Source organism: Pseudactinotalea sp., assembly GCF_048594945.1.
Classification (GTDB): Bacteria; Actinomycetota; Actinomycetes; order Actinomycetales; family Beutenbergiaceae; genus Pseudactinotalea.
The window spans coordinates 1-14398 of the sequence record NZ_JBMDXJ010000072.1 but is presented as its reverse complement, the minus strand read 5'-3'; the positions used below and the strand labels follow the sequence as shown (position 1 = coordinate 14398).

Genomic DNA, 14398 nt, shown 5'->3' with positions numbered 1-14398 from the left:
GCAGCCGTCCCACGCCCTCGGTGAGCAGCGACGCCATCCGCGCGACCGCGGCGACGTCCGAGCGGCTGCGCCTGAGCCGGTCCGCAACTCCCACGGCCTCGACCGCGTCGTCGTCGTGGAAGCCCAGGTGCACCAGTAGCTCCGGCAGGTCATCCGGCGCCAGCCGTGCCCGGGTGGTTGCCTCGTCGATCACGAGCAACAACGGTACTGACGACGTCCACCTCGGTGAGGGATGCCGTGGGGGAATGTCTGCCCGGCGCGGGTTCGGTACCGTGTGCGGAATGGACGGATACCGACATTCTGGTGACGCGCGCTGATGGACGGTCTGCTCGCGAACATCGCGCTGGTGCTGCTGTTCATCCTCGTCGGGGGAGTGTTCGCCGGAACCGAGCTCGCGCTCGTGTCGCTGCGCGAGAGCCAGCTGGCCCAGCTCGCCAAGAAGGGCCCCCGTGGCGAGCGGGTGGCGGCGGTGGCGAGGAACCCGAACCGCTTCCTGTCCGCCGTGCAGGTCGGGGTGACGCTGGCCGGGTTCTTCTCGGCAGCGTACGGCGCGTCGACGATCGCGCCTGCGGTGGCGCCCGCCTTCGAGAGTCTGGGGCTCTCGGAGTCCGCTGCCGGCACTGTGGCGTTCGTGCTGATGACGTTGCTGATCGCCTACCTGTCGCTCGTGCTGGGCGAGCTGGTCCCGAAGCGGCTGGCGCTGCAGCGAGCGTCTACCTTCGCCCTCGTGGTGGGCCCTCCGCTCGACGTGTTCGCCACGATCATGCGCCCGGTGATCTGGCTGCTGTCGGCCTCGACCAACCTGGTGGTGCGGCTGCTCGGCGGCGACCCGAAGGCCACCGGGGAGGAGATGACCGAGCAGGAGCTGCGCGACCTCGTCATCACCAACGAGTCGCTGCCGGCGGACGAGCGCAAGATCCTCACCGACGTGTTCAACGCCACCGAGCACACGATCGGTGAGGTGATGCGACCGCGGTACGACGTGGTGTTCATCCAGGCCGACCTCACGCTCGACGAGGCCGCCCAGCAGATGGACGAGCAGCCCTACTCGCGATACCCGGTGATCGGGACCGACTTCGACGACGTGCTCGGGTTCGTGCACGTGCGCGATGTGCTGCGTGCCGATCTCGTGGCGCACGCCGGTGACGACGATGCGGGCGCAGGCCCGGTCGCCGCGCCCGCCGCGGTGGCGCGCACGGTCCGCGACCTGGTGCGCCGGATCGTGGTGCTGCCCTCGACGAACGCGCTGCTGCCCTCGATGGCGATGATGCGCCGCGAGCGGGTGCACATCGCTGTGGTCATCGACGAGTACGGCGGCACCGACGGGATCGTCACGCTCGAGGACCTGGTCGAGGAGCTCGTGGGCGAGATCCACGACGAGTTCGACACCGGTGCCCAGGCCGCCAAGCGCCGCGGACCGGGCGGCGAGGTGGCACTCGCCGGCGCCACGAACCTCGAGGACTTCGCCGAGGCCACCGGTATCGAGCTTCCCGACGAGGGCGACTACGAGACCGTGGCTGGGTTCGTGCTCGACCGGCTGGGCCGGGTCGCCGGGGTCGGCGACGCGGTGATGCTCCGGGGGGCTCGCATCGAGGTGACCCACGTCGAGGGGAACCGGATCGACCGGGTGTTGGCCACGCCGGCGCCGCTGGCCGGTCCCGACGGCGAAGCGAGCTCGGGCGACTGACGTCGCCCTGATCAGGGCTCACCCGGGCGACCCGACAGATCGCCCGGGACTGCGCCGTCGACAGGTCAGCCGTTCAGACGCCGCGTTCCGCGGCGAGGCGCCCATGCCGCACCGCCTGATCCAGGGCCGCGAAGTCGTCCTCGGCGACATCGGCGTAGGCGGCCGCCCAGCGGGCCGTGGCGAGCGCGAACCGGTCCGAGGAGCCCAGGTAGCCGCTGATCGCGAAGGCTGAGGGCGACTGTGCGTGGGCGCGGGCGAGCAGCCCCGCGCACAGCCCGCTGTACAGGCGAAGCTGCTCCGCGTCGAGGGTGGCGGGGTCGATCGAGCCCTTCATGTCGCGGAACTGGCGCCAGTAGTAGTCCACGTCGCGGCGTCGGCTCGGGCCGCGCTCACCTGCCCAACCAGTGATCCAGCCGAGGAATGGGTCGGAACTCGCCTGGAGGACGCGCTGCGCGGCCACCACCCGGTGCCCCTGGCTGGTGACCGTCTGGGCGCCGTGCCCGGGAACGCGTTCGGGCCGCCCGCCGTGGCTGACCAGCACCGACTGCGGGGCCTCCTTGGCCTGGAGGAACAGCATCTCGCCGCTCGGCCCCTGGAGCGCGATCAGGTAGCAGCGAGTGCCCACGCTCCCCACGCCCACGACCCGCAGCGCGACGTCGATGAGCTGGTACTGGCCGAGCAGGAAGGCGATGTCCTCGCGCACCGTGCGGCGGTACGACTCGAACAGCCCACGGAGCTCGTCGGGCGTCGCGTGGTCGACATGCTGCAGCACGGGCTTCTGGTCGGCGATCCGAACCTGGCCGTCGTCGGAGGTGGTCGTGAGCTTCCTGGTCACCTGGTCGGACGTGCGGCCGCGCGCCTTCGCCGCGGCCTTCGTCACCGTCTTGCGGCCGGCCTTGCCCAGCCTGACCGCCACCTCGGAGTCGTCGGCGCGTGCGAAGTAGCGCTCGGTGGCGGTCATCTCCAGCGCGCCGGCGAGCGTGCGGCGGTAGGCATCGCCGGCGTGCGTGGTCGCCTCGCGGCACTGCTCCTCGGTCAGACCGACGTCACGGCCACCGATGTGCACGCTCGCCACCAGTCGGCGCACGTCCCACTCCCACGGAGCCACGGCGGCCTCGTCGAAGTCGTTGAGGTCGAACACCAGCTCCCGTTCCGGAGAGGCGTAGAAGCCGAAGTTGGAGATGTGAGCGTCACCGCACGCCACGACGTCCAGATCCGTGGTCGGGGCATCGCGCAGGTCCGCCGCCATCACCGCCGCCGTGCCGCGGTAGTACGTGAACGGGGACTGCAGCATCCGCCCGATCCGCACCGGCACGAGATCGGGCAGTCGAGAGGCGTGCTGTCCCTCGATGATCGCGACCGGATCTCGGTCGTGGGGCAGCACCACGTCTGCCTGGTCCCGGCGACGCAGGCGTTGACGGGCTGAACGGCCGTGTTCGAGCGAGTCGAGTTCGTTGAGCATTCGGTCCTCCGCGGAGGGAGCGCGTCAGTGCCGCGACACTACTACCGCTCGTCGAGGTGCGTCCTCTCCAGGTGAGGATGCACGACGCGGAACGGCCCGTCGGCGTCTACGTCTTCGGCTCGGCCCGATCGAGGTGTCGCGCCCGAGGGTGCAAGACGGTCGAGCTGCGCACGACGAGCTGGGCGGGGAGCAACCGTCGTTCGGGCGGGCTGGTGGGTTCGGCCAGTCGGCGGAGGCACTCATCGACGGCGAGGGAGCCGCGCTCGTGCAGGTCGGTTTCCATGGTGGTCAGTCCGGGCCCGTAGTACTCGGTGATCGGGAATCCGCCGAAGCCAGCGACCGCGAGATCTTCAGGGACCCGCAGGTTCAGCTCGGCGGCGGCCCGCAGGATTCCTAGCGCGAGGTCGTCGCTAGCCGCGAAGACGGCGTCGGGGCGCACACCTCGTGCGATCGCTCGGTGCAGTGCCTCGTATCCGGCGTTGGCGGTCCACTCGTTCGAGGTCTCGTAGAGTGCGGGGTCTCCCACGCGGGCGGCCCAGCCGTCATGCCGCATCTGCGACACGATCGTTCCAGGGCGGTCCGATATGTGCAGGATCCTGGTTCTGCCGATCTGCTGAAGATGGTTGACGACGACGTCGACTGCCTCGCGCTCGTTCAGCGCGGCAATGGAGAGCGGGGCATCGGGTCCGAGGTCGGTCGTGCTGACCACAGGAAAGGGCACGTCGGCGTCGGCCACCAGCTGTGCGTTGAGTGGGGTGGCAGGTAGCACGATCGCAGCAGCGATCCGCTGATCGACCATGGCGTCCAGACCACGACGCAGCTGCGTGCCCTCATGATCGGTGGCGATCGCGACCGTGAGCGTGTAGCCCTCGCTCGTGGCTGCATCGTGGATGCCGGCAAGGAGATGGGCCGAGGCCCTCGCGGGCGGCTCGCCGAAGAGCACGCCGAGCGTGCGGCTGGAGCCCATGAGCGCCCGCGCGGCCAGGTCCGGGCGATAGCCCAGCCGGTCGATGACCTCCCGCACCGCTGTCGCAGTCGGCTCGATGACCGCGGGGTCCCCGCTGAGAACTCGTGACACCGTGGCGCGTGACACGCCGGCTGCGGCAGCGACGTCCGCCATCCGCACTCGTTGCCGCGGCGCGTCATTTCTGGCTCGGGGCACCCGCTGCCTCCTTCCGCCTCGCTCGGGCGTTGTCTTGACACGTCGAAGGGCCCCAGGCTACCGTCACCGAGCACCAATGAACGCGCGTTCATTGGCTTCGACACTGGAGTTGTATGCGTGTGAGTGCCACACCAAGCGCGCCGGCGCTGCGTCGCCGTCTACCGCTGCTGCTGCTGGCAGCGCCGGGCGTGATCGTGCTGCTGGCGTTTCAGTACTTTCCGCTGCTGGGCAACGTGATCGCGTTCAAGCACTACCTGCCTTTCGTAGGAATCTGGGACAGCGAGTGGGTTGGGTGGGAGAACTTCGCGGTCATCGTCAGTGGCGACCCTCGGTTCCTGACAGCGCTGACCAACACGCTGATCATCACGCTCGTCCAGGTCGTGGTCGTCTTCCCGATCCCGATCGCACTGGCGATCGCTCTGACGTCGCTGGCCAATGAGCGAATCAAACGGGTGGTGCAGAGCGTGCTCTACCTGCCGCACTTCCTGTCCTGGGTCATCGTGGTGGGGATCTTCCAGCAGTTCCTGGGCGGCTCAGGGATGATCAACAACTTCCTTCGAGCGCATGGCCAGGATCCGTTCCAGATCATCGGCAACCCCGATCTGTTCATCCCGCTGCTGACCAGTCAGCTGATCTGGAAGGACGCAGGCTGGGCGACGATTCTCTTCCTGGCCGTGCTCTCGCAGATCGACCCTCAGCTGTACGAGGCGAGCGTGGTCGACGGTGCGAGCCGGATCCGTCAGCTCTGGCACATCACGCTGCCGGCGCTGCGAAGCGTCGCGATCTTGCTGCTGATTCTGCGGCTGGGCGATGCCTTGAGCGTCGGCTTCGAGCAGATCATCCTGCAGCAGCCCGCTGTTGGCTTGGAGGCATCGGAGGTGTTGGACACCTACGTCTACAACAACGGGATCGTCGGCGGCAACTGGAGCCAGGCCGCAGCGGTCGGGCTCGTCAAGGGCGTCGTCTCGGTACTTCTCGTGCTGGGTGCGAACAAGGTCGCTCATATGTTCGGGGAGGACGGGTTGTACCGCTCATGACAGCGCAGCGCCGATACCGGCTCGTCAACGGTCAGCCGCCCTCATCTCGCGCGATGCAGGTCGTCAAGGCTCTGGTCTTCACCATCGCCTGCGCCCTCGTCGTCGTCCCGTTCGTCGGCATCGTCGCTACCTCGCTCGCGCCCGCGGCACAAGTGACAGCGGCCGGAGGCCTCGTGCTGTGGCCGGAGAGTCTCGACCTGTCCGCCTATCGCGCGGTGCTCGCAGGTGGTGTCGTGACGCGAGCGCTCGGCGTCAGTGGAATCGTGACGGCATTGGGCGCTCTGCTCTCGCTCACCGTCTCGTCGATGCTCGCCTACGCGCTCACGCGCCGCGCGCTGCCGGCACGGCGTGCGCTCACCATGCTCTTGATCTGCAGCCTCTTCTTCAGTCCCGGAATGATCCCGATGTATCTGGTGGTCAAGCAGTTCGGGATGCTCGACACGCTGGCGGCCCTGATCGTGCCGACGTGCCTGAGCGCCTTCAACGTCATCGTGCTGCGCGCCTTCTTCAGCAACTTGCCGCAGGACGTGCTCGAAGCTGCTCAGATCGATGGCGCCGGTGAGTTCGGTCTGCTCGGCCGGATCGTGCTGCCGCTGTCCAAGGCAGCGCTGGCCGTCATCGGACTCTTCTACGCGGTGGGTTACTGGAACTCCTTCTTCACCGCGATGCTCTACATCAACGACACCTCGCTGTGGCCGCTGCAACTGGTCCTCCGGTCCTACGTGGCCAACGGCGAGCGTGTGCAAGCGGCCGATCTCGACTCGGGGATCGTGCCGCCCCAGGTCACGTTGCAGATGGCGATCCTGGTCATCTCGATCGTCCCGATCCTGTGCGTCTACCCGTTCCTGCAACGCCACTTCGCCAAAGGCGCGCTCACCGGCGCTGTCAAGGGCTGACGCGCGAGCAAGACCAGCCCATCCGCCCCATGCGGTGCCCCGAGGGCAGCGCAGAACCCCACACAAGGAGACACCGATGTCCCATTCAGTCCGTATCCCGACTCGCCGGACCTTCCTGACCGCAGGTCTGGGCGGTGCGGCCCTCGCAGGCCTCGCCGCATGCTCCGGCGGCGGTAGCGGGTCGCCCGGCGGCGGTGACGGGGCCTCCGGTGAGGGCGGCGCCGACGCTCTGCCGGCCTATGTGCCGTACACCGCCGTTGAACCCGACCTGGGAGAGCAAGAAGGCCGCACCTCGAACGGGTTCTTCGCCTACCCTGCTGAGCCGCGCGCGTACGCCGATGGCACCCCGGGCGACGGCCAACCCATCACCGCGATGGTGCCGACGGCGTTCGCCATCCCGCCGACGATGAACCAGAACGCGTTCTGGCAGGAGCTCAACGAGCGGCTCGGCTCCGAGCTGAACATCACTGCAACGCCCTCAGGTGAGTACGACGCCAAGTTCGCCACCACGGTCGCGGGCGACACTCTCTCTGACTTCTTCTACGTCGGTAGCACCCAGTCGTTGCCCCAGTTCATGGCTGCCAAGGCGGCAGACCTGACAGATCACCTCGCGGGCGTTGCGATCAACGACTACCCAGCCCTCGCCAACCTGCCGACGGCATCGTGGCAGGAGTGCATCTTCGAGGGGCGTATCCGGGCGTTGCCCATCCAGCGTGGCCTGATGTCACAGCCTGCCGTGCTTGTGCGTGCCGACCTCCTCGCGGCGCAGGGAGTCACGGAGCCACCCGCCGACTTCGAGGACCTGGCTGCGCTGTCGACGCAGCTCACCGGCGGCAACACCTGGGCATGGGGATCGTTCCCGCTCGGTTACGTGCGTTCGATGCTTGACATCCCCAGCTACTGGTTCGTCGACGGCGGCGAGTTTGCTACCAGCCTGGAGGATGAACGGCACCAGGACGCGCTGGAAGCCGTACGTACCTTGCAGCAGGCGGGCGTCATCAACCCCGATGCCGCGGTTGCGCCCTCGTCGACGCTCAAGGACTGGTTCGGGGCTGGCACCTCGATACTGCACAACGACTCCTTCGTCGCCTGGTTCAGCCTCTACAACCAGTACTCCAGCGTGGAGGGACTAGAGATCCAGGCATACCCGGTCATCGGGTTCGACGGCGGCATCGGCACCCAGCAGATCAACAAGCCCAATGTCGGCATCACTGCGATCAGCGCCGATTCCGACGACCGAATCGAGACCTTGCTCAAGGTAGCCGACTACCACGCGGCGCCGTTCGGCACAGAGGAGTACCTCTTCATCCACTACGGCATCGAGGGCATCCACTACGACCTGGACGGCCCCGACCCCGCCGTCACCGAGCGGGCCTCAGAGATCAACATCGGATCGATCTACATCTCAGACGCTTCGAGAGTGATCTACTCAGCCAAGCGGCAGGAGACAGTGCAGTCGGCCTGGGACTGGCAGCACGCGGTCAGCGACAAGTCGTTCATCGACCCCACCAACGGGCTGTACTCCGAGACCGCCAGCCAGCAACTGGCGTCGTTGCGGACCAACCTGGAGAGTGCCGAGATCGACATCATCCTGGGTCGGCGCCCGGTCAGCGACTGGACGGCCGCCGTCGAGGCGTTCATGTCTGGAGGCGGCAGCCAGATCCTCGACGAGTACAAGGCCGCCCATGCAGCCCTGCAGTCATGACCCCAGTCGAACAACTCGGCCGATGGCTGGCCGCCATGGAACGCTGGTGGACCCAGGCCGAGGACGGGGTCGGGTGGTTCGGCCCCGGCTATGACAACTGGGGGGTCCAGACCAACCTCAAGTACGCCGCAGCCGCAGCCGCAGTCGCCGCGCGCCACCCCGAGGAGGCCACCCGTGCCTGGGCGCTGAGCCGCGCGCGGGACAGCTACCGGTTCGCCTGGAACTCCCACCTCTCCGGACCAGGGCGGTGCGCCGACGGGCGGAGCTGGGGACACACCTGGATCAGTGCGCTCGGCATCGAGCGTGCCTGGCTGGGCTTGGATCTCCTCGGTGAAGCCGGCGACGATCTGCGGCGGCGGGCAGAACGCGTGCTGCTCAGCGAGTCCGACTGGCTGTCCACCTCGTACCACCGCGGCCCCACCCCCGGGGTGGTCGCCGGACTCTGGGGCAACGAAGGGCGCAACGACCCTGAGTCGAACCTGTGGAACGGCGCGTTGCTGTGGCGCACCCTCACCCGCATCCCCGACGCCCCGGGCATCGAGCGCTACCGGGAGCGGGCGCTCAGTTTTCTGGCGAATGGTGTCAGCCTGCGTCAGGATGTCGACGATCACACCGTGTACGACGGCGCCCCGCTCGCGGATCGTCACCTCGGTGCCAACTTCTTCGACTCCATGGCACTGGATCATCACGCCTACCTCAACCTGGGCTACATGGTCATCTGCGCGAGCCAGGCGAGTCTGCTCCACTTCGACCAGGTCGCCGCCGGCCTGCCAGTGCCGGAGCTGCTGCACCTGCACCAGGACGTGCTGTGGGAGCGGTTGCGCACCTGCCTCACACCCGACGCCCGCCTCATTCGCCTCGGGGGCGACTCGCGTGTGCGATACGCCTACTGTCAGGAGTACGTCCCCTTGGCGGCGCTCTATGCACGCGATCACCTCGAAGACGAACGAGCGGACGACGTCATCGCCGGATATCTCAATTTGGTCGCAGCCGAAGCCAGCGAGCGAGGTGCGTTCTACGACCGCAGACTGAATCACCTGCAGGAGCGCCGTCCGTACTACTACACGCGGCTTGAGTCCGATCGTGCCAACGCACTCGCCTTCCTCGTCGCGCACGACGCGTCGGGCACGGCAGCTCAGCCGGCACTCGAGATATCCTCCCCGCCGGCGGTGCTCTCCTCGCCGACGGTGGCCTGGTCGGACGACGAGCACGGCCTGGTGATGGTCCGCGGACCGCGGCGCCTCGCCTCACACAGCTGGCGTGCCTTCACCACGACCCAGGGACTGTGCGTGCCCACCTCGCGCGGGGACATGGCTGAGTACCACCTCAACCTCGCGCCACGCCTGTACCTCGAGGGCGAGAACACCTCGCAGGAGGGCTTCGACTCCGGCCGACCCAAGCGGCGGGTCACCACGCGTTGGCAGTCCGCGTTCGACGGCGGCTTCGCCACCGTCGGTCAGGTCGTCGAAGGCACCGAGCTGAGAATCGCCGAGGGATGGCAAGGCAGCGCCGCCGCTCAGAGCACGATCATGATGGTCGCGCTGCCCGACGACGCGACGGTGCTCGGCCTGCAACTGGTACGCACCGCTGATTGGTCCGTCGGGTTGCTCGGATGGCACGGCCTCAATCTCGGAGTACCCAACGACGTCTACAACGGCGGCCGTCGCACTCTCCGGACCGCCGATGGCCGTGTCCTCCCGCTTGATCGTGTCGCGTCGGACCTCTCATCGACCGAGGTGGGGCACGAGGTCACGATCGATGACGTGGTCACCGTCCGATCGCTGACTGAGAGCAGCATCCAGCTTCTGCGTTCACCCGCGCCAGCAGGCGGGCCGTTGCAGTCGCTGCACGTCGAGACGTTCGCGATCGATGCCATCAAGCACACCCAGTACGTGCCACCACACACCACCATCATCGACGTCGCCTACCTGCTGCACGTCGGCGACCCCGGGACGGCCCCGATGACGACGGCCCTCGCCACCGCCGGAGCGCTGCGAGCCTGGCACGTGCAGTCGACACAGGGGCGCTCCTGGACTGTCGTCGTCAATGTCTCCTCGGAGGCCCAGGACTGGGATCTCAGCGATTCGGGGGCGCCTGTCCGAGAACTGACCGGAGGCACGCTCACGGCGGCGCAGCCGCGTGTGCCCGTGCCAGCCATGCAGATACGCGTCCTCGAGCACCAACCGCCGGCGTGACGAGGCCAACGAGCCAGCCATCCGCCGTCGGCCATGTTTCGATGTACGGTCATCGAGAGTCCCGCAGGCTGAGACAGGTTCGTCCGCAGCTCGATGGGCGTCGAGAAACGGGTGACGCTGGTCCGGTCAGGGCAGCGTGGAGGTACCGCGACGAGGCCGAGGGCCAGGAGAGCGCGTCGACGATTGCCCATATCGGCCCGAGAAGAAGGTTCATCCACACATGCGAACGTCCAGGTCTTTGGCAGCAGTCGGAGCGACGCTGAGCGCCGTACTGGCTCTGGTGGCCTGCTCCTCACCCGCGGACGTGGACACCACGCCGTCGGCAGAGGGCGGCGGTGAAGCCGAGACCCAAGGGACCGGCACGCTCAACTTCGCGATCGGGGGCGACCCGATGTCGCTCAACCCGATCAACGTCAGCGACCGATGGGGCCTGACGACCACCAACCTCGTGTACTCGCCGCTCGCACGGATCGAGCCGGATGGCTCGCTCACCCCCGAGCTGGCCGAGAGCATCGAGACGGCGCCCGACGGTTTGTCGGTCACCGTCACGCTGCGCGAGGACGTGCTCTGGTCGGATGGCGAACCTCTCACCGCGGACGACGTCGTGTTCACCTACACCGAGAAGGCCAAGGTCGAGAACGGGAACGCGGACTCGCTGCTGGTGGGTGGCGAGCCGATCACGGCCACCGCCGTCGACGAGCACACCGTGCGCTTCGACCTGCCGGGCATCTCCGCGGCGGCCGCCAACAACCTCGCGACCGAGACGTACATCCTCCCCGAGCACGTCTACGGGGAGCTGGACGACCTGTCCGTGACCGAGCTGGACCCGATCGCCGTCGGGACCGGCCCCTACGCACTCGCGGAGTACCGACCAGGCGAGCTGCTGCGCCTCGAGGCGAACGAGAGCTACTACGGCGGCGCACCGCAGATCGCGAACCTGAACCTGCGGATCGTGACGAACGCCGACACGATCAAGGCGGCGCTGCAGACCGGTGAGATCGACGGCGCCGCTGTGCTCCCCGCCGAGCTCGGCGACCTCGAGGGCGCGCCCGTCGAGCCCTACGTGTACAGCGAAGGGCGGGTGGCCTATCTCGGTGCGATCGAGACGAAGCCCGTACTCGAGGTCGTTCGCGTGCGACAGGCGCTGTTCTTCGGCATCGACCGCGAGGAACTGAACGTCGCGGCCTACCTGTCCGAGGACTACTTCGACAGCGCGGCGACGATCCTCCCGCCGTCGAACCCGTACTTCAGCACCGACGGGGTCGAGACGTACGAGCAGGACCGAGACCAGGCGGAGACGCTGCTCACCGAAGCGGGCGTGAGCGGGCTGGAGGTGACCCTCGCCTACACCTCGACCGATCCGGCGCAGGCGGTCCAGGCGACCCTGATCCAGCAGCAGCTCTCCCAGATCGGTGTGACTGTCCGCCTCTCCGGCCTCGACTCCTCCGCGCTGTACGCCGAGCTCGACAACCCGGCCGAGGCCTCCTTCGACCTGTTCCTGGGCGGCTACATCATGGGCAACGACCCGGACTTCTACGGGGCGCTGTTCCGCACCGGCGCGTCCGCCAACTACTTCGACTACTCCAACCCCGACACCGACGCCCTCTTCGATGCCGGTGCTGCCACGTTGGACGACAGCGAACGGCAGGCGATCTACCTCGACCTGCAGCGCCAGATCGCCGAGGACGCAGTGTTCTTCCCGATCGTGGACAACAACCGGATCCTCGTCTTCAACGAGCGCATCGGTGGCGTCGAGGACTCGACTCCCGTGGCGATCTACTCTCTGGAGCACTGGGAGCTGCTCACCGAGCAGTGACCGGCCCTGACCTGACGAGCCCGCTCGCGCAGCAGGCTCGTCAGGTCCTCGCGACCACAGCCGTGCGCACAGAGGAAGGAACGCCCAGTGCTGCGCTACGTCGGGATCCGCCTCGCCCAGGCGATCCCCCTGCTGCTGCTGGTCACCGTCGTGACCTTCCTGCTGATCCAGCTGGCGCCGTACGACGTGATCGACTCCATCTCGACCCCGTCGATGTCGCAGGCCACCAAGGACGCGCTGGCGCAGCGCTACGGCCTGGACGACCCCTGGTACGTGCAGTACTGGCACTGGATGACCGCGGTGCTGCACGGAGACCTCGGCTACTCGCTCACGACGCGACGCGACATCGGCGCCGACATCGCCCTTCGCGTGCCGAACACCATGATGCTCGTGCTGCCCGCCTACCTGACGGCGGTGCTGATCGCGCTGGCCCTCGGCCTGACCGCGGGCGCGAACCGCGGCAAGTGGGTCGACTCGGTGATCGACACGCTCAACGCCGTGGGGCTGTCGACGCCGACGTTCTGGTTCGCGCTGATCCTGATCTACGTCTTCGCCTACCACCTGGGCTGGTTGCCCATCATCGGCATGCACACGGTGGGGCGCGAGGGGGACCTGGGCGACTTCCTGCTGCACTTCGCGATGCCGTTCACGGCGCTGACGGTTGCCTTCTTCCCGGAGCTGTCCCGCTACGTGCGGTCCTCGACGATGGGCCAGCTGTCCTCGGACTATGTGACCGTGCAGCGCGCCTACGGCGCGCGCCCTCGTGAGGTCTTCACGCGGCATGTGCTGCGGAACGTGCTGCTGCCGGTCGTGACGCAGGCGGGGATGGCGCTGCCACTGATCGTGACCGGTGCCGTGATCACCGAGACCATCTTCGGTTGGCCGGGGATCGGCCAGTACCTGCTGACGGCGACTCGCAGCCTCGACTACCCGGTCATCCTGGCGTTGCTGCTGCTGTCGGCGTCACTGGTGATCATCGGCAACCTTGTCGCCGACGTCACCTACTTCCTCGTCGATCCGCGGATCCGTCTCCGGGGTGCGTCGTGAGGAGCGCCCTGTGAGCGGCCAGTCGCCGGGGCCGGCGGACGCTCCCGGCCCCGACCTGCGCAACGAGGTGACGCAGCTGGACCCGACGCACCTCGAGCCGCCGGAGCCCGGACCGGTGTCCGCCACGCGGTCAGGTCGACGCGGGCTGGGGTCGCGGCTCTGGTCGGTGCTGCGCGGCACCCCGAGCGGCTGGGTGGCCGTGGTCATGCTTGCCCTGCTGATGGGCGCGGCCGCCCTGGCTCCCGTGCTCCCGCTCGACCCCACGACGCCGGATGTCGGCAACATGAGCGCCGGTCCCAGCGCCGAGCACTGGCTGGGCACCGACGAGATCGGCCGCGACTACCTCGCCCGCGTGATCGATGGTGGCCGGATCTCCCTGCTGGTGGGTCTGGCAGCGATGGCGGCGTCATTGCTGATCGGGGTCACCCTCGGTCTCACGGCGGGCTTTCTGGGCGGCTGGGTCGATGTGGCGCTGATGCGCCTGGTGGACTTCCTCAGCTCCATCCCGTGGATCGTGCTGGTGATCGTGGCCAGCGTGTTCCTGCGGCCGGGACTGCTGACCATCATCCTGATCATCGGTGGGTTGACGTGGATGCCGATCGCTCGGCTCGTGCGGGCAGAGACACTGTCCGCCAAGGAGCGCACCTACGTGGTCTACGCGGACTTCATCGGGCTCGGCAGACCGACGATCGTGGCGCGGCACGTGGTTCCCGCGGTGATCGGCACGATCATCATCGCCGCGACCGGGACGATCTCCTCGGCGATGATGACCGAGGCCGCACTGAGCTTCCTGGGCCTGGGGATCCAGCAACCGATGTCCTCGTGGGGGTCGTTGCTGCAGACGGCGCAGAGCGGTATGCAGCGTGCACCGCTGCTGGCGATCGTGCCGGGACTGCTGATCATGGCGTCGGTCTACTCGTTCAACGTGCTCGGGAACCTGGTGCGCCGGGCGACCACGCTGGAGGACCTATGAGCACCACTGCGACCGGCACCCCGATCCTGGACGTGCGCGATGTCTGGCTGCAGATCGGGCGTCGTGGTGCGGCGCCCGCGGAGATCCTGCGCGGGGTCGACCTGAGCGTCCCGCAGGGCGGTGTGGTCGGCGTGGTGGGGGAGTCAGGCAGCGGCAAGACCATGCTGATGCGCACGATCATGGACCTGCTGCCGGCGGGGTCCGAGGTGAGCGCTGATGAGGCGACGTTCGACGGTCGGCCGTGCGAGATAGGCGCCCGGGAGCGCCGGCATGGCCGGCTGCCGCTCTCGATGATCTTCCAGGACCCGCCGAGGGGGCACAACCCGTTGCGCAAGGTCGGCTACCACCTCGACGTGGTGGGCCGACGCTTCCACGGGTGGCCGCGGCAGCAGGCGCGTCGTCACTCGGTGGAGCATCT

At 68.0% G+C, this 14398-nt stretch carries 12 protein-coding genes; 9 read left to right on the top strand and 3 right to left on the bottom strand.

The window, feature by feature from the left end:
- The coding region (locus ACOJSN_RS03330; protein WP_420111090.1) for a hypothetical protein at positions 1 to 193 on the bottom strand (193 nt) is incomplete at its 3' end.
- Between the two features lie 123 nt (positions 194 to 316).
- Between ACOJSN_RS03330 and ACOJSN_RS03325 the strand changes: the two genes are divergently transcribed.
- On the top strand, positions 317 to 1687 hold the full coding sequence (locus ACOJSN_RS03325) for a hemolysin family protein (protein WP_420111089.1): 1371 nt from the start codon (positions 317 to 319) through the stop codon (positions 1685 to 1687).
- Between the two features lie 73 nt (positions 1688 to 1760).
- On the opposite strand, the gene ACOJSN_RS03320 is transcribed toward ACOJSN_RS03325, so the two are convergent.
- A complete protein-coding gene (locus ACOJSN_RS03320; protein WP_420111088.1) occupies positions 1761 to 3071 on the bottom strand; it encodes a DUF2252 domain-containing protein in 1311 nt (436 codons plus the stop codon).
- 184 nt (positions 3072 to 3255) lie between these two features.
- Positions 3256 to 4269, bottom strand: a complete 1014-nt coding sequence (locus ACOJSN_RS03315; RefSeq protein WP_420111087.1) for a LacI family DNA-binding transcriptional regulator — start codon at positions 4267 to 4269, stop codon at positions 3256 to 3258.
- 161 nt (positions 4270 to 4430) lie between these two features.
- On the opposite strand from ACOJSN_RS03315, the gene ACOJSN_RS03310 reads away from it, so the two are divergent.
- The 8 genes from ACOJSN_RS03310 to ACOJSN_RS03275 form a co-directional block, all read left to right on the top strand.
- A complete protein-coding gene (locus ACOJSN_RS03310; protein ID WP_420111086.1) occupies positions 4431 to 5348 on the top strand; it encodes an ABC transporter permease in 918 nt (305 codons plus the stop codon).
- On the top strand, positions 5345 to 6244 hold the full coding sequence (locus tag ACOJSN_RS03305) for a carbohydrate ABC transporter permease (RefSeq protein ID WP_420111085.1): 900 nt from the start codon (positions 5345 to 5347) through the stop codon (positions 6242 to 6244). The genes ACOJSN_RS03310 and ACOJSN_RS03305 overlap by 4 nt, the downstream gene beginning before the upstream one ends.
- A 76-nt stretch (positions 6245 to 6320) precedes the next feature.
- Positions 6321 to 7949, top strand: a complete 1629-nt coding sequence (locus ACOJSN_RS03300; protein WP_420111084.1) for an extracellular solute-binding protein — start codon at positions 6321 to 6323, stop codon at positions 7947 to 7949.
- The gene (locus ACOJSN_RS03295) at positions 7946 to 10144 is read left to right on the top strand and encodes a hypothetical protein (RefSeq protein ID WP_420111083.1); all 2199 of its coding nucleotides are present in this window, start codon (positions 7946 to 7948) and stop codon (positions 10142 to 10144) included. Before ACOJSN_RS03300 ends, ACOJSN_RS03295 begins: the two co-directional genes overlap by 4 nt.
- Positions 10145 to 10364: 220 nt before the next feature.
- Positions 10365 to 11960 carry an ABC transporter substrate-binding protein gene (locus ACOJSN_RS03290; RefSeq protein ID WP_420111082.1) on the top strand — a complete coding sequence of 532 codons (1596 nt, stop codon included), beginning with the start codon at positions 10365 to 10367 and terminating at the stop codon, positions 11958 to 11960.
- An 87-nt stretch (positions 11961 to 12047) separates the two neighbouring features.
- Positions 12048 to 13007 (top strand): ABC transporter permease, encoded by a 960-nt coding sequence (locus ACOJSN_RS03285; protein WP_420111081.1) that lies wholly within the window; start codon positions 12048 to 12050, stop codon positions 13005 to 13007.
- A gap of 10 nt (positions 13008 to 13017) precedes the next feature.
- Positions 13018 to 13980 carry an ABC transporter permease gene (locus tag ACOJSN_RS03280; protein WP_420111080.1) on the top strand — a complete coding sequence of 321 codons (963 nt, stop codon included), beginning with the start codon at positions 13018 to 13020 and terminating at the stop codon, positions 13978 to 13980.
- Positions 13977 to 14398: ATP-binding cassette domain-containing protein (locus ACOJSN_RS03275; RefSeq protein ID WP_420111079.1), on the top strand; the 422-nt coding region annotated here is incomplete at its 3' end. The genes ACOJSN_RS03280 and ACOJSN_RS03275, both read left to right, overlap by 4 nt.